Annotated in this window: 13 protein-coding genes; 8 read left to right on the top strand and 5 right to left on the bottom strand. The window is 65.5% G+C overall.

Features of this window, described 5'->3' with window-relative positions:
* Positions 1–308 precede the first annotated feature (308 nt).
* Positions 309–764, bottom strand: coding sequence for a hypothetical protein (locus tag AR540_RS25390; RefSeq protein ID WP_153014224.1), 456 nt, complete (start codon positions 762–764; stop codon positions 309–311).
* A gap of 673 nt (positions 765–1,437) precedes the next feature.
* Here AR540_RS25390 and AR540_RS12075 point away from each other — a divergent pair.
* The 3 genes from AR540_RS12075 to AR540_RS12065 all read left to right on the top strand — a co-directional run bounded on the left by AR540_RS12075 (position 1,438) and on the right by AR540_RS12065 (position 5,100).
* The gene (locus AR540_RS12075) at positions 1,438–2,049 is read left to right on the top strand and encodes a glutathione S-transferase family protein (protein ID WP_059229217.1); all 612 of its coding nucleotides are present in this window, start codon (positions 1,438–1,440) and stop codon (positions 2,047–2,049) included.
* A gap of 44 nt (positions 2,050–2,093) precedes the next feature.
* Complete coding sequence (locus AR540_RS12070) at positions 2,094–4,148, top strand: 2Fe-2S iron-sulfur cluster-binding protein (protein ID WP_059229214.1); 2,055 nt, start codon at positions 2,094–2,096, stop codon at positions 4,146–4,148.
* A gap of 61 nt (positions 4,149–4,209) precedes the next feature.
* Positions 4,210–5,100, top strand: coding sequence for a LysR family transcriptional regulator (locus AR540_RS12065; RefSeq protein ID WP_059229213.1), 891 nt, complete (start codon positions 4,210–4,212; stop codon positions 5,098–5,100).
* 5 nt (positions 5,101–5,105) lie between these two features.
* On the opposite strand, the gene AR540_RS12060 is transcribed toward AR540_RS12065, so the two are convergent.
* Genes AR540_RS12060 through AR540_RS12050 form a run of 3 tightly spaced genes read right to left on the bottom strand, consistent with a single transcriptional unit; the run spans position 5,106 to position 8,108 of the window.
* A complete protein-coding gene (locus AR540_RS12060; protein ID WP_059229211.1) occupies positions 5,106–6,563 on the bottom strand; it encodes an aldehyde dehydrogenase family protein in 1,458 nt (485 codons plus the stop codon).
* A gap of 29 nt (positions 6,564–6,592) precedes the next feature.
* On the bottom strand, positions 6,593–6,982 hold the full coding sequence (locus AR540_RS12055; RefSeq protein ID WP_059229209.1) for a RidA family protein: 390 nt from the start codon (positions 6,980–6,982) through the stop codon (positions 6,593–6,595).
* Positions 6,972–8,108: a DSD1 family PLP-dependent enzyme gene (locus AR540_RS12050; protein WP_059229207.1), complete on the bottom strand. Its 1,137-nt coding sequence runs from the start codon at positions 8,106–8,108 to the stop codon at positions 6,972–6,974. The genes AR540_RS12055 and AR540_RS12050 overlap by 11 nt, the downstream gene beginning before the upstream one ends.
* Before the next feature lie 95 nt (positions 8,109–8,203).
* Between AR540_RS12050 and AR540_RS12045 the strand changes: the two genes are divergently transcribed.
* The 5 genes from AR540_RS12045 to AR540_RS12025 all read left to right on the top strand — a co-directional run bounded on the left by AR540_RS12045 (position 8,204) and on the right by AR540_RS12025 (position 13,564).
* The gene (locus tag AR540_RS12045) at positions 8,204–9,100 is read left to right on the top strand and encodes a LysR family transcriptional regulator (RefSeq protein WP_059229205.1); all 897 of its coding nucleotides are present in this window, start codon (positions 8,204–8,206) and stop codon (positions 9,098–9,100) included.
* Positions 9,101–9,243: 143 nt separating this feature from the next.
* On the top strand, positions 9,244–10,707 hold the full coding sequence (locus AR540_RS12040) for an NAD-dependent succinate-semialdehyde dehydrogenase (RefSeq protein ID WP_059229204.1): 1,464 nt from the start codon (positions 9,244–9,246) through the stop codon (positions 10,705–10,707).
* A gap of 142 nt (positions 10,708–10,849) precedes the next feature.
* Positions 10,850–12,139: a 4-aminobutyrate--2-oxoglutarate transaminase gene (gene gabT / locus AR540_RS12035; protein ID WP_059229202.1), complete on the top strand. Its 1,290-nt coding sequence runs from the start codon at positions 10,850–10,852 to the stop codon at positions 12,137–12,139.
* A gap of 213 nt (positions 12,140–12,352) precedes the next feature.
* Entirely contained in the window at positions 12,353–13,042 is a 690-nt protein-coding gene (locus AR540_RS12030; protein WP_059229199.1) for a haloacid dehalogenase, read from the top strand.
* A 30-nt stretch (positions 13,043–13,072) separates the two neighbouring features.
* Positions 13,073–13,564, top strand: a complete 492-nt coding sequence (locus AR540_RS12025; RefSeq protein ID WP_059229197.1) for an Lrp/AsnC family transcriptional regulator — start codon at positions 13,073–13,075, stop codon at positions 13,562–13,564.
* A 354-nt stretch (positions 13,565–13,918) separates the two neighbouring features.
* On the opposite strand, the gene AR540_RS12020 is transcribed toward AR540_RS12025, so the two are convergent.
* Entirely contained in the window at positions 13,919–15,835 is a 1,917-nt protein-coding gene (locus AR540_RS12020) for a rhamnogalacturonan lyase B N-terminal domain-containing protein (protein ID WP_201786111.1), read from the bottom strand.
* Positions 15,836–16,083 lie beyond the last annotated feature (248 nt).

Here is a 16,083-nt window from a genome sequence, read left to right as displayed (position 1 = left end):
CAATATATGGCACCTAAATTCTGAGCTGACTCAGGACCACCGAATCGAGGCCGTTGTTGATCCGCATCGTAGCTTCGAACCCCTGACGCTCGAAGGTCGCCTCCTAGGTGATCTCGATCAGGACCACAGAGCAGAGTTGGTCTTCTGCATGGACACTTAGGCACCAGAGGGTTAGTAGTGCTGCAATCCATTGCCTACTCATAAAACATCCTCATCGAACCTCTAAATTAGAAATATAAAAGCTATGCAATACAGCTCACGCCAAACCAAAAATAAAAGCCCGCAAAACGGCCAAGATACCAAAATATTTAACCAACCTTATAGGCAAAAGGTTTTGCGTCACCATTACACTCAGGAACCTTATTGCAAAAATTTATTGAAGCGAAAGAGCCATCTCTTTCCGCATCAGAGATCATGACACCCAATGAATAAAAACAAACAAAGCCCAACTCTTCCATCGGCTTACTGTCCATCTCACAAAGTTTTAACAAAACATCATCCTCCCGATAAAACAAAACGCCATTGAGCGAAAAACCAGGCAGGAAATCCCTAAAAAAAGTAATATCACAAAATAGGCCACTTTCTTTTTCAAACCTGGCAATAACGCCCTCATAATGGAGCTCTAAGTTTTGACTACCCCATTTCAAAAATCTGCTACCAAGAGGCTTTCCAAACAAATCGACAAACTCCATAGAAGAGGTTTTATTGAAATAACAAGGCCCAACCTTTTCGTAACTCAACACATCTAAATCTTTCATCATCATTTGCTTAGCCATCCTTTAGATTTTGCATAATTCAACATCTGCCCTATAGCCCGTTGTATTTTGTGCCATCCCCAGAACCCAACCTAGCAGCGTTACGTACATCCATAATTTCTTTTGTCATTGCTGATTGCACGTCACCAGAGTCAATCAGATTCTTAATGTCATTCCTGTAGTTTTTTGCGTCCGGTCCGCCCCCATAACTACTAGTCATTTTATAGTCCCATGGGTCCATCTGAATCGCCGGGCCATCATCAGGATGCACGCTAGGATTAGATGCTTTGTTGTAGGGGCTGGCGCTGCCCTGGCCCAGGGTGCCATCGCTTTGGAGGGTTCCCTGTTCGAGCAGGTGGCCGTCCTTGTCGTAGCGGTAGCCGATGCCGTTGCGGCTGACCAGTTGGTTGAAGGCGTTGTAACGCCAGCGGCTCGGGTCCAGTTCGGCCGTGGTCGCTTGCTGATCCAGGGGGTTGCCGACACCATCGTAGGCGTAGGCTTAGGCCATCTGTGCTTTTGTAAGAGAAGTAAGCGCGGCTTACGCAAGGTCATCTGTCGCGTCATTCCATTTTGCGGAATGCTGAACTGACGAGAAGGCCGATTCCCACGAAAGCGCTCTGATCCCAAGCTGGTAGCACGAATCGGGACCACCCTCGGCCCGATGCCTGCCAGGAGTTGGATCATGAAGATCTACCATCTTCCGTTGTCCGGTCATGCCCATCGCGCCGTGCTGTTCGCCTCGTTGCTGGGGCTCGCGCCCGAACTCGTCGAGGTCGACCTCGCGGCCGGCGAGCACCGCACCCCGGCGTTCCTCGCCCTCAACCCCTTCGGCCAGGTGCCGGTGCTGGAGGACGACGGCGTGGTCGTCGCCGATTCCAATGCCATCCTCGTCTACCTGGCGAAGAAACTGGGCCGCACCGACTGGCTGCCGGAAGACCCGGCCGGGGCCGCCGCCGTCCAACGCTGGTTGTCGGTGGCCGCGGGCGAACTGGCCTATGGTCCGGCAGCGGCGCGGCTGATCACGGTATTCGGCGCTCGTCTGAATGCCGAGGAGGTCATCGCCCGTGCCCAGGTCCTGCTGAAGCGGCTGGAAGATCATCTCGCCCACCGCGACTGGCTGGCCGCCGATCATCCGACCATCGCCGACGTCGCCCTCTACAGCTACCTGGCCGGGGCACCGGAAGGCAACGTGGACCTGGCGCCCTACGCCGCCGTGCGCGCCTTCCTGCAGCGTGTGGAGGCACTGCCGGGCTTCGTGGCCTTCCCACAGACGGCTGCCGGTCTGCGCGCCTGAGCCGGCCGGATCACCCGCCTTCCCCACCGTGAGGAACACCGTCGATGAGCACGCCACTGAACGCGCTGCCCACCTGGCACCCCGGCGAAACCGCCCTGCAGGAGCGCGTCGGCGTCCGCGAGCGGATGGCCGAGGTCGGCCCGCGGGTGATCCGTAGCTTCATGCCCGACCAGCACCGCGCCTTCTACCAGCAGTTGCCCTTCCTGGTGCTGGGTAGCGTGGACGTGACCGGCGCGGCCTGGGCGACGCTCCTGGAAGGTGCGCCGGGCTTCGTCAACGCACCGACCCCGACGCGGCTGGACATCGCGGCCGGCCTACCGGCAGGCGATCCGGCCGGTGCGGGCCTGGCGGATGGTGCGGCCGTGGGATTGCTGGGCATCGAGCTGCACACCCGGCGCCGCAACCGCGTCAACGGCGAGGTCGAGCTGACGCCCCAGGGACTGCGGGTGACCGTCGACCAGAGCTTCGGCAACTGTCCGAGCTACATCCAGCTGCGCGACCTGCAACCCCCCCAACCGCCAGATACGGCGAACACCCCGGCCGCCGAACACCTCAGGGCGCTGGACGAGGCTGCACGGCAATTGATCGAGGGAGCCGATACCTTCTTCGTCGCCTCCTATGCCGAGCAGGAGGGGCGCCGCCGGGTTGACGTCTCCCACCGCGGCGGCAAGCCGGGCTTCGTCCGGGTGGACGCTGAGGGCGTGCTGACCATTCCCGACTTCAACGGCAACCTGTTCTTCAACACCCTGGGCAACATCGCCGTCAACGGCCAGGCCGGGCTGCTGTTCGTCGACGACCAGAGCGGCGACCTGCTGCAGCTCAGTGGCCTGGCCGAGGTGCTGTTCGACGCGCCGGAAATCGCCGCCTTCGAGGGCGCCGAGCGCCTTTGGACCTTTCGCCCGCAACGTCTCGTCCGGCGTCGCGCCGCCCTGACCCTGCGCTGGCGGGCGCGGGCCGGGGGTGAGTCGGACAGCAGCCAACTGACCGGCAGCTGGGCGCAGGCGCGCGAGCGTCTGCTGAGCCGGGAACTCGGCAACCGCTGGCGTCCCTTGCGCGTCATCCGCGTCGTCGAGGAGAGCGCCACCATCCGCTCCTTCCACCTCGGCGCGGCGGACGGCACCGCCTTGCCACCCGCCCAGGCCGGCCAGTTCCTGCCGGTACGCCTCATCCCGGCCGCCGGCGAGGCCCCGGCGTTGCGCAGCTACAGCCTCTCCAGCGCGCCGGCCGATGGACACTACCGCATCAGCGTCAAGCGCGAGGGTCTGGTGTCCACCTGGCTGCATGACCAGCTGCGCGAAGGCGATCTGCTCGACACGCGCCCGCCGGCGGGGGACTTCACCCTGGCGGCGCCAGCCGACCGGTCCCTGGTACTGCTGGCTGCGGGCATCGGTATCACCCCGCTGCTGGCGATGCTCAGGCACCTGGTCCACGAAGGACGCCGGACCCAGCGCCAGCGCCGGATCACCCTCTTCTACGGCGCCCGTTCGAAGACCGAGCGCGCCTTCGAGGCGGAGCTGGCCGAATTGGTAGCCGCCGCCGGGGGCTCGGTGCGCCTGGTGCGGGCGCTGAGCGATACCCGCGGGGCCATGGCGGATACCGACTACGAGGTGGCCGGGCGGATCGACGTGGGCGTGCTGGGCCGCTTCCTGCCCTTCGGCGATCACGCCTTCTACCTCTGCGGCCCGGCGGCCTTCGCCCAGGCACTCTACGACGGCCTGCGCGGCTACGGCATCGAGGACGCGCGCATCCATGCCGAAGCCTTCGGCCCGGCGGCGCTGCGCCGCAGTCTCCCTCCGGGAGCGGTGGCGCCCGAGCGTCCGGCCGTGGCCACGGACAGCGTGCCGGTGGTCTTCACCGCCTCGCTCAAGGAAGCGCGCTGGACGCCCGCGACGGGCTCGCTGCTGGAACTGGCCGAAGCCCGTGGCCTCGACCCTGCCTTCAGCTGCCGCGAGGGCCATTGCGGCAGCTGCCGGACGCGACTGCTCGGCGGTGCCGTCACCTATGCGTGGGAACCGGCGGCGCGGGTCACAGCCGAAGAGGCGCTGCTGTGCTGCGCGGTGCCGGCGGCTGGCACCGACCGTCTGGAGCTCGATCTGTGATCCAGGCAGCCGGAAGTTGACTACCATGGAGCCTGGTCGACAGGACAGGACGGCGAGGCAGATGGATCGTTGGCAGGCGATGCGCGTGTTCGTGAAGGTGGCGGAAACCGAGAGTTTCGCCCGTACCGCCCGGGAGCTGCACCTGAGCGCGCCGGCGGTGACCCGCCTGGTGGCCGCGCTGGAGGAACTGGTTGGCGCGCGCCTGCTGGTGCGCACCACTCGTTCGGTCAGGCCCACCGAAGCCGGCGCCCGCTACCTGCAGGATTGCCGGCGCATCCTCGCCGATATCGGCGAAGCCGAGCTGGCCGCGGCCGGTCACTACGCCAAGCCGGTCGGCACCCTGGCCATCACCGCCCCGCTGCTGTTCGGGCAACTGCACGTGCTGCCGCTGGTGCTGGACTATCTGGAACGCTATCCGCAGATGCGCGCCCGCACCTTCTTCGTCGACCGGCCGGTGAACATCGTCGAGGAAGGCATGGACGTCGCCTTGCGCATCGGTCATCTGCCCGATTCGGGCTTCACCGCCATCCAAGTGGGTAGCGTGCGCCGGGTAGTCTGCGCCGCCCCCGCCTATCTGCAGGCGCATGGGGTGCCCGGTACCCCTGCCGCGCTGCGCGAGCACCGCATCCTGGTGTCCCACAGCGCCTGGTCATCACCGGAATGGCGCTTCGCCGGCGGCCAACGGGTGAGCGTCGATCCGCTGCTGCACTGCAACACCAACGCGGCTGCCATCGGCGCGGCCAGGGCCGGTCACGGCCTCACCCGGGTCCTGCACTACCAGATCGCGCCGGCCCTGGCCGAAGGCGCGCTGCAGATCGTCCTCGCCGAGCACGAGGAGGCGCCGCTGCCGATTCACCTCATCTACCCCGAAGGCCGCCAGGCGCCGGCCAAGGTAAGGGCCTTCATCGACCTGGCGGTAGCGGCGCTCAGGGACAATCCGCTGTTCGCCTGACACCCTCAGTGGCCGAGGACCGCCTTGGTCTCCAGGTATTCCTCCAGACCGTGGACGCCATATTCGCGCCCGTTGCCGGAGCCCTTGTAGCCGCCGAAGGGTGCCCAGGGGTTCCAGGCCGGATAGTTGAGATGGACCTGCCCGGCGCGCAGACGGGCCGCCACCGCGGCGACCCGCTCGGGGTCGCGGCCCTGGACGTGGGCGCTGAGGCCGTAGCGGCTGTCGTTGGCGATGGCGATGGCCTGGTCTAGCGAGCTGTAGGGCAGCAGGCAAAGCACCGGCCCGAAGATCTCCTCCTGGGCGATGCGCATCCCGGAGGTAACCGCCGAAAATACCGTGGGGCGCGCATAGAAACCGGTGGTGCAACCGCCCGGGCGCCCCGGTCCGCCGCAGACCAGCCGGGCGCCCTCCGCCAGGCCGCTCTCGATCAGCTCCTGCACCCGGGCGAACTGAGCGCCATTGGCCAGGGGGCCATGGGTCGTCGCGGGCGCCTGGGGATCACCGACCACGAGACTGGCCACGGTGGCCGCCGCCAGGCGCTCTGCCTCGGCCAGCTGCGCCTGAGGCACCAGCATCCGCGTCGGCGCGCTGCAGGATTGGCCGCTGTTGCGGAAGGCCGCCAGCACGCCCTTGGCCACCGCCTCTGGCAGGTCGGCATCGGGCAGCAGCAGGTTGGGCGACTTGCCGCCCAGTTCCTGGGTCACGCGCTTGACCGTACCGGCGGCGGCCTGGGCCACCTGGACCCCGGCGCGATTGGAACCGGTGATGGAAATCATGTCGACGTCGGGATGCCCGGCCAGCGCTGCGCCGACCGTGGGGCCGTCGCCGTTGACCAGGTTGAACACCCCCGCCGGTATCCCCGCGTCATGGACCGCCTGGGCGAACAGCAGCGCGCTCAGCGGGGCCAGCTCGCTCGGTTTCAGCACCACCGTGCAGCCGGCGGCCAGCGCCGGCGCGACCTTGGCGGTGATCTGGTACAGCGGCCAGTTCCAGGGCGTGATGAGGGCGCAGACGCCGATGGCCTCACGCCTGATGCGCAAGGCCCCCTCGGCGCGCTCGAAGGCGTAGTCACCCAGCACCTCGCGCGCCACGCGCAGGTGCTCCAGGGCCAGGGGCACCTGCAGCGCCCGGGCCGCGGCGAGGGGCGCGCCCATCTCCCGGGAAATCACCTGGGCGAAGGGGTCGGCACGCTGTGCCAGCAGGGTCTGCAGGCGCTCCAGCAGTTGGGCGCGAGCGGCGGGCGTCCGCCCGGACCAGGCGTCGAAGGCGCTGCGGGCGGCCTGCACGGCCTGGTCGACTTCCGCGGCGCCGCCTAGGGCCACCTCGGCGAGCGGCCGTTCGGTCGCGGGATCCGTCACCGTGGCCCGGGCAGCGCCAGGCACCGGCACCCAGCGGCCGGCGAGATAGCAGCAGCGGGTCACTTGGCGATCGATCAAGGGGTGCAACGAAGGGTCCAGCAGCATGAGGGTAGCTCCCAGGTAGTGACGGGCGATCAGTCGGCGCGCGCCAGCGCCTCGATCTCGACGAGATAACCATGGTGCAACTGCGGTACCGGCACCACCGCCCGCGCCGGTCGGTGTTCGCCCAGGTACCCGGCATAGAGGTGGTCGAACGTCGGCCAGTGCTCGATGCCGACGACATAGACGGTCACCTTGAGCAGATCCTGCGGCCCCCGCCCCGCTGCGGCCAGGATGGCGCAGAGGTTGTCCAGGGTGATCTGGGCCTGCTCCGCGAAACTCGCCGCGACCGCATGGCTGCCGTCGGGTCGCACCGGCAGTTGCCCGGATACGTGGAGCAACCCCTGGTAGACCACCGCCTGGGAATAGTGGCCGCCCGGTGGCGCCGCGGCCGCTGTCTGGATGAAGCGCGCTTCAGCGGCCATGCAGACGACTCCAGGGGGTGACCGCGCCGCTGGCATCCACGGCGTGATAACGCTCGAACTGGGCGCCGGTGGCGCAGGCATGGTTGGGCAGGATGCGCAGGCGACTGCCCACCGGGAAGCGTCGCTCCAGGTCGGTCGGGTCGCCCCCGGCGAAGCTGACGATGCCATGCTCCTGGTTGGCACCGGTCAGCAGGGCGCCGTCGAGCCAGCGGCCGTCCAGGGTGCAGACCTGGCCATAGCCGAAGTCACGCCGCTGCCGTTGGGTGCCCCGGTCGCGACTCAGGGCCATCCAGCCGGCGTCCACCAACACCCAGCCTTTCTCCACCTGATGGCCGATCACCGTGGTCAGGACGCTCAGCGCCAGGTCCTCGGCCTGGCAGATGCCGACGTTGTGCATCACCAGGTCCTGGAAGACGTAGACCCCGGCGCGGACCTCGGTAACCCCGGCCAGATCCAGAGCCGACAGCGCCGTGGGCGTCGAGCCGATACTCACCTGCGGACAGGCCAGCCCCTGGGCACGCAGCCGCTCGGCCGCCGCCACGCAACAGGCGCGCTCCCGCTCGGCCAGGGCCTGCAGCGCCCGGGGGTCGTCCAGCTCATAGCTGGAGCCGGCATGGGTGAGCACCCCCGCCAGGCGCATGCCGCCCGCGCTCAGCAGCTCGGCGATCTGCACCAGCCGGGGATCGTCCGGCGGCAGGCCCGCGCGATGTCCATCGCAGTCGATCTCCAGCCAGACCTCGAAGGCTTCGTCGTAGCGCTGTCCGGCCGCGACGATGGCCTGGGCCCCGGCCAGGCTGTCGGTCAGGATGCCTATCCGGCAACCCTGCCGCCGTAACGCGCTGACCCGTTCCAGCCGCGCCGGGGCGATGGTCACGGCGTAGAGCACGTCGGTGATGCCCAGGGCGAAACAGGCCTCGGCTTCCTGGAGGGTGGAAACGGTCACGCCTTGGGCACCTGCCGCCAGTTGCCGGCGGATGACCGCCTCGCTCTTGCTGGTCTTCACATGGGGCCGCAGGCGGACGCCGAGGGCGTCCATGCGCGCCTGCATGAGGTGGATGTTGCGCGTCATCCGTGACTCGTCGATGAGCGCGGCAGGGGTATCGAGGGTGAGCAGGGAGAGGGTCATGGCAAGGACTCGACCGGTGGGCGATGGGCGGACTGTAGTCGCCCATCGTGAACCTGTGGTTCAATCCTGCTGATCCATTCCTTTAGCCAAGATTAATGATCGCCATCGAAGACCTGCGCCTGATGGTGCTCCTGGCCCGCTGTGAATCCCTCAGCGCGGCGGCGCGCGCCCTCAACGTCTCGCCGCCCGCGCTCTCCACCCGCCTGCGCAAGCTGGAGGCACGGCTGGGGGTGGCCCTGGCCAATCGCGATGCCCGACGACTGAGCCTGACCACCGATGGCGAGCGTTTCGCCCAGCAATGCAGCGAACTGCTCGACCGCCTCGAGGCCTTGCCCGACACCTTCGCCCGCCAGAATCATCAGTTGGTAGGCACCCTGCGCCTCGCCGCGCCCTTCGGCTACGGCCGCCAGCGCATCGCCCCGCTGCTGGCGCGCTTCGCCGTGTTGCATCCGCAGCTGCGCCTGCAACTGGACCTGCGCGAGACCCCCTGGCCCGACCGGCACGACAGCGATGCGGTCATCCATATCGGCGCCATCGACGACAGCTCCTGGATCGCCAAGACCCTGGCCCACAACGAACGCTGGCTCTGCGCCAGTCCGACCTACCTGGACCAGCACGGCCTGCCGCAGGAGCCCAGGGCGCTGCTGCGCCACCGCTGCATCTGCATCCGCGAGAACGACGAGGACGTGACCCTCTGGCAACTGCGCAACGACCAGCAGCGCCAGACGCTGCGCATCGAACCGGCGCTGCTCACCAACGATGGCAGCGTGGCCCGCCGCTGGGCCGAACAGGGCCTGGGTATCGTGCTGCGTTCCCAGTGGGACGTCGCCGATGCCATCGCGCGCGGCGCCCTGGTCCGGTTGCTGCCGGCGTGGCGTTTCGACAGCGCCCCCATCACCCTCTTGGTCCCTGCCCGCAAGCAGCGCAGTGCCCGCCTCCAGGCCCTGGCCAACTTCCTCGACCTGGCGGTGAAGGGGCTGGACGATCAGTAGCGGCGGACCAGGAGACCACCGCACGAACTGCGGCAACAGCGCCGCGAACGCGTCCGGCGCCGGCTCGCAGCGGTCGATTTCGGCATTCGCCACCGCCACCGCTCCCTAGACTCAGGGCCTGACCTGCCACTGGGAACGCCACCATGCCGCTGCACCTCGATCTGCGGGACCCCCGCCTATTCAAAGCATCCGCCTATGTCGACGGCCACTGGATAGCCGCCGACAGCGGCGCCACCTTCGCCGTGGACAACCCCGCCACCGGCGAGACCATCGCCCAGGTAGCCGCCCTGGAGGCTGCGGAAACCGCCCGCGCCATCGCCGCGGCGGAAGCGGCCTGGCCGGCCTGGCGCGAGCGGCCGGCAGCCGAGCGCGCAGCCTTGCTGGAGCGCTGGCACGCGCTGATGCTGGAACACCAGGAGGACCTGACCCTGCTGATGACCCTGGAACAGGGCAAGCCCCTGGCCGAGGCCCGGGGCGAGATCGCCTACGGCGCCAGCTTCGTCAAATGGTTCGCCGAAGAAGCCCGGCGCAGCTATGGCGAGGTCCTGCCGGCCCCCGCGCGGGATCGTCGGGTGCTGGTGCTGCGTCAGCCAGTGGGTGTCGCCGCCGCCATCACCCCCTGGAACTTCCCCAATGCCATGATCACCCGCAAGGCCGCCCCGGCCCTGGCCGCCGGCTGCCCGGTGGTGGTCAAGCCCTCGGACCTCACCCCGCTCTCGGCCCTGGCCCTGGCCGAACTGGCCGACCGCGCCGGCTTTCCGCCCGGGGTATTCAACGTCCTCACGGGGATGCCCATGGGCATCGGCGGCGAGCTGACCGGCAATCCGGCGGTGCGCAAGCTGTCCTTCACCGGCTCCACCCGCATCGGCCAGCTGCTGCTGGCGCAGTGCGCCGCCACCGTGAAGCGCACCAGCATGGAGCTGGGCGGCAATGCCCCCTTCATCGTCTTCGACGACGCCGACCTGGACCTGGCCATCGCCGGGGTGCTGCAGAGCAAATTCCGCAACGCCGGCCAGACCTGCGTCTGCGCCAACCGTATCCTGGTGCAGGACGGCATCCATGACCGCTTCGCCGAGCGCCTGGCCGCCGAGGTCGCCAAATTCAAGGTGGGCAACGGCCTGGAGGCCGGCGTCACCCTCGGCCCGCTGATCAATCGCCAGGCGGTGGACAAGGTCGCCCGCCATGTCGACGACGCCCTCACCCAGGGCGCCACGGTCTTGTTCGGCGGCCTGCCCAGCGGCCGCGACCAGTTCGTCGTCCCCACGGTACTCACCGGCGCCAGCGCGGACATGCTGCTGGCCCGTGAGGAAACCTTCGGCCCGGTCGCGCCGCTGTTCCGCTTCCGCGACGAAGCCGAGGCGCTGGCGCTGGCCAACGCCACGCCCTATGGCCTGGGCGCCTACTACTACACCCAGGACCTGCGCCGTGCCTGGCGGGTGGGCGAACAGCTGGAGTTCGGCATGGTGGCGCTCAATACCGGCATCCTGTCGATGGAGGTCGCGCCCTTCGGCGGCGTGAAGCAATCCGGCCTGGGCCGCGAGGGCTCGCACCTGGGGCTGGACGAGTACCTGGAGGTCAAGGCCTGGCACCTGGGCGGGCTGGGCTGAAACCCAGGGCTGGCCGGCAACCGAAAATGCCGCCGCCCCCGAGCAAAACAGCCGATCGCGATGCCGGGGCCGGCAACTTCAGCGTTACCGACCCCGCGGCCTGCGTAGGCTGGAACCCTCGCCCCTGCCAGGAGATCCCTGCATGAATTCCGCTGCCAAAGCCACCGACCGCCTGTTGGGTGATCGCGAACAGAGCGTTCCTCGCGGCATCATCACCGCCCATCCCGTCGTGGTGGCCCGTGCCCAGGGCAGCGAAGTCTGGGACGTGGACGGGCGCCGCTACCTCGACTTCGTCGGCGGCATCGGTGTGCTCAACGTCGGTCACAACCACCCACGGGTGGTGGCGGCCGTGCGCCGCCAGGTGGGGGAGATCTCCCACGCCAGCTTCCAGGTGATGGCCTACGAGCCCTACCTGGAACTCGCCAGCCGGCTCAACACCCTGATCGGCAACGGCGAAGCCTACAAGACGCTGCTGCTGACCTCGGGCGCCGAAGCCGTGGAAAATGCCATCAAGATCGCCCGCGCCCACACCAGGCGACCGGGTGTGATCGCCTTTCGTGGCGGTTTCCATGGCCGCACCCTGTTGGGCGTGACCCTGACCGGCTTCGCCCAGCCCTACAAGCAGAACTTCGGCCCTTTCCCAGGTGACATCTACCACGCGCCCTACCCCGACGCCTTCCGCGGGGTCGACACCCAGCAAGCCCTGGCCGGGCTGCGCGAGGTGTTCGCCACCCAGGTCGCTCCCGACCAGGTGGCCGCCCTCCTGATCGAGCCGGTGCAGGGCGATGGCGGCTTCCGCCCCGCGCCCGTGGAGTTCCTCCAGGCGCTACGCGCCCTCTGTGACCAGCACGGCATCGTACTCATCGCCGACGAGATCCAGACCGGCTTCGGCCGCACCGGCAGCCTCTTCGCCTTCCAGCAGACCGGCGTCCAGCCCGACCTGGTGACGGTGGCCAAGAGTCTGGCCGGTGGCCTGCCGCTCTCCGGGGTAGTCGGTCGCGCCGCCATCATGGACGCCCCCCTGCCCGGCGGTCTCGGCGGCACCTACGGCGGCAACGCCCTGGCCTGCGCCGCGGCCCTGGCGGTGCTCGATATCTTCGCAGAAGAAGACCTGGTCGCCCGTGGGGTCGCCCTCGGCGAGCAGCTGCGCAGCGGCCTGCTCGAGCTGCAGCGGCGGCATCCACGCATCGGCGAGGTCCGCGGCCGCGGCTTCATGCTGGCGGTGGAGATGGTCGGCGCGGATGGGCACAGCCCGGACGCCACCCTGGCCCAGCAGGTCATCGAGGGCGCTCGCCAGGCCGGCTTGCTGGTGATCAAGTGCGGTGTGGAGCGCAACGTCATCCGCTTCCTGGCGCCCCTGGTCACCACCGACGCCCAACTGGCCGAAGCCTTGCAGATGTTCGGCCAAGCCCTCGCCCAGGCCGGTGCCTGAGAAGGCCTTCACGATTTGGCGAGCTAGCGCCAAACAGACAAAACTGCCTGAGAAAGCGCAGTTTAACAGGCGGTAAATGAGCATTTCGACCGGGCTGGCGATCCAGGGCATTTTCAACGCAGTTGGCCGACGCGCAGCAGATCGTGAATGGCTTTTGAGGTTGAACGTAACGCCGCCCGGCACCATCAGAGCGGCGCCAAGGGGAAACCAACCATGAGAATCACCCGTTACCAGGCCATAGGCTTTTCCTGCTACGGCACCCTGATCGACCGCGAAGGAGGCATCCTCGAAGCCCTGCGCCCTCTTGTGGCGCAGGCGGGGCTGAGCACCCATCCCGATTGGCTGCTCGGCAGCTATCACCGCCTGGCCCGCGAACTGCGCCAGGCGACTCCGGGCGCCAGCCAGATCAGCCTGCACCTGCGCATCCACCAACGCCTGGCGCAAGAGTTGCAGCAGGATGCCGATCTGGATGCCAGCGTGGCTTTTGGGAACGCCACGTCGTGCTGGCCGGTGTTCGAGGATGCACCCGGCGCCCTGCAGTACCTAAGCAAGTTCTATCGGTTGGTGCTGCTGGCCTCGCCCGATGACGGCGAAGCGGCAGCGGTCACGGCGCGCTTACCCGACGTTTTCGCCGCTGTGGTGCCCAACCGGGGTGGCGATCTGCGCCTGGCGCTGGATGACACCCTGGAAGCGCTGGGCTTGGCGCGTGAGGATCTGCTGCCGGTACGCGGCAGCGAACCGGACGACCCCTGGAACCCCTTGGTGGATTTTCCGCTGTGTACCCTGCGCCGCGACCGTTCGCGGCCCTGGAACCTTTCGCGGCAGGCCCTGGATGGCACGCGGTGCGAGTACGCGAGTCTCGCCGATCTGGTGCATGCCCACCAGACCGCCCTGCGTGCCTGAGCCTGCCGTTCACGACTGCGAGGAACGACGATGGACGCCGCAACGAAACTGGACCGCATCGACATCAACATCCTGGTGCAACTGCAGAAGGATGGGCGGATGACCAATGTCAGCCTGGCCGAAGCCGTGGGCCTCTCGCCCAGCCCCTGCCTGCAGCGGGTCAAGCGCCTGGAGGCGGCCGGCTACATCAGCGGCTACGAGGCCCACGTCAACCTGGCCAAGATCGCCAACTCGGTGACGGTCTTCACCGAGGTCACCCTCGCCGACCATAAGCGCGCCGACTTCGTGAAGTTCGAATCCTTCATCCGCGGGGTGGACGAGATCCTCGAATGCCACCTCATCAGCGGCGGCTACGACTACCTGCTGCGCTTCATGTGCAGCAGCATCGGCCACTACCAGGAGCTGATGGAATCCATCCTCGACCGCAACGTGGGTATCGAGAAGTACTTCAGCTACATCGTCATCAAGTCACCGGTGGTGAAGAACGCCCTGCCGTTGCGCAGCCTGATCAAGGCGGGCTGACCACCCTCGCCTCGACGCTCCGCCAGCGCCTGGCTGCCGGAGCGCCCTCTTGGATCCTGTACGAAAAGTCGTTGAGCGAAGGTCAGGCGACGCCTTTTTCAACGAAGCATCGCCGATGCGCAGGCACTTTTCGTATAGAACCTAGTGTGGTGTTTCCTAAGCAACGCTCATGAGTTTCTTGTCATTACCTGAGCGGCACGACGGGAGCAGCGGGCGGCCTGCTCTCAGGTCTGGCTCCTAGGTTCGTAAGCAGCACCTCCACAAGACCAGATCATGGACATATGAACTTTACGTCTGAAATACCACACCGCTTCAACCTGAACTTACCGTTATCGGTATGGCTAGCGATCATGTTTAGTGCGCCGGAGTGGCAACCAGATCGATGGCATCATAGCTGATGCCGGCGCTAAGGAAGCCGCTTCCCTTCTTACCGCTAATGACTGAGAGATCGATTACATTATCACCCGCCTGCAGTGCCGAGATGGGGATTGGGAAACTAAAGATCGTGTTGTTGCCGCGGTAGGAACCCACCGTCAGGCTGCGACTACTGGGCTGTACTGAAGGCGGTTGGTTGGGGGCGGCCCATTTATTGACGGAGACTGCGGGACGTCCGCCTGCATAGGCGATGGTAATACCAACACGTAACGTCATCGCCGATAACTCATGCGGCGAAAGCCGGAAGTGGATGCGGATGGGACTGTTGACGTCAGCCCACTGATATGCGGGAAAGGTCGCGTCAGCAGAGCGCCCGATAGTAAATTCTGCAATCTGCCATGGTGCCATGCGCCGGTCAGACGGATGCATGATCGTCACTTTGTCCGCGTTCAACAGCCCGGTTGGCATGCCATCCCAATGTCCGATCCTCCAGATCGCAGGAGTACGCGCTGGATCATTTACAATTGGTATCGCGTCCAAGCGGGTAATGCCGCCACGTTTCACCGTGACCTCCCGCTCCGCTACCGCGAGTTCCCCTTTATAGACAGTTATGCGATAAGTTCCAGGCAGCATTGAGAGGCTCTCGAAACGACCACTCCCGCCTTGTGAATTCGTCCAGTATTGCGCAGCAGCATTTGCGAAACCAATCGTATAAGGATAACCGGAATCCATGCCATTTAAACCGGCACCGATCACTCCCCCACGGTCTTCAGGACCGACCCAGCCTGATATCGCCATTCGCTCGAGCCACGTCGTATCGAGCGGTGCTGGCGCCGCCCCATCCGTGAATACCAGTGCGTAGCTTGCAGGAATGTTTGTTCGGAACGGCTCTGTCTGAACCTCACCGTAATTGACGATGTAAGTCAGTTCTTGGTCTTGCACAGTGCCTTGGTCGAGCAGGCTGCGGTAAAAAGGACCACCTGATCCTCCCTCCTGCCCGTCGCGTACCATCCATACCGCGCCGTACGACCCCTTTGCACCGAAATAGCGCCAGTCCTGCAAGCGTATGTTCGAGTAGTGTTTTGAACGCGTTTCACCATCCGGCAAGCCAAACACATCGTGCGCCTCGACTGTGCGATTTGTTCCGTTGAGGTCGCTGCACGGCGGCCCTTCGGGCAAGACGTCACGACGGAGTCGCGCTATGAAACGCACCAACCCTAGTTTCGGCTCCTTGGAGAAGACGGTCGCCATGACGATAGCAGCCTTCCCTCGATGAGCCAGGTAATATTGGGTGAGCGCACCTGCCCTTACGGTCACCTTGATGTGATCATCATCAACCTGTGCGGCGTCAACAGTCACCGAGGACTGATCATCATATAGGCCGGAATAGCCTGAATTGATCTGGCTGCCTTTTTGAGAATCCTGATATTCGACGCCCCGATAGACGAGTGAGACAATGTTGCCAACGCCCTTTCCCGAGCCATCTGGCGCTTGACGCCGCACCGTGAAAACGAGGCCGCCACCAGTATCGACGGTGAAGGCGTCACGCGTCTGGCGTAGACCGAAGGACTGCATATGCACAGGTGAGGCGGGAGTGTCCACAGCCGGCTGGGCAGGCAGCGGATGATCGCATTGCAACGCCTGGGAGAACGCGGGTACGGCGAAGCCAATCGTCACTGTAGCAACGAATGTCTGCATTACACTGTACTTGATTAGGTGTCGCGGCACCGGAAAGAATCGCATAGTCGTCTTTCCAACTAACAAAATTGATCGTATCGGGGCCATGCTCCGATTGGCCAGGCGGGATAGGCGTTCGAGCAGTACGGCATTCATGATGAAAATGGCGAGCATCTGGCCCTTTGAGGATTTAAAATAGGTATTGCGTTGTGGTTGCATGGACAGCCCCTTTTGAAAGGCTAGGCTCTATTAAAATACAGCCTGCCGTAGACAGCGCAGTGTGCAAGCAAAGTTCATCATCGCAACAAAAATTTATGCCAGTTTTTCGTAACGCTTGTCGATCTTGTGACTTTCCTTCATTCAGCCGAACATCCGCTCGATGAGCAGCCAGATCCTTGATCAATTCCCAGGATGCGTCGAAGCGCTCTTAACGCTTGTCCATACGGACCTCTAGCCAATCATGGCGG

This window comes from Pseudomonas sp. EpS/L25, from assembly GCF_001512295.1.
GTDB lineage: Bacteria > Pseudomonadota > Gammaproteobacteria > Pseudomonadales > Pseudomonadaceae > Chryseomonas.
The sequence above is the reverse complement of the archived record's forward strand: the minus strand, read 5'-3'. Positions and strand labels throughout refer to the sequence as shown.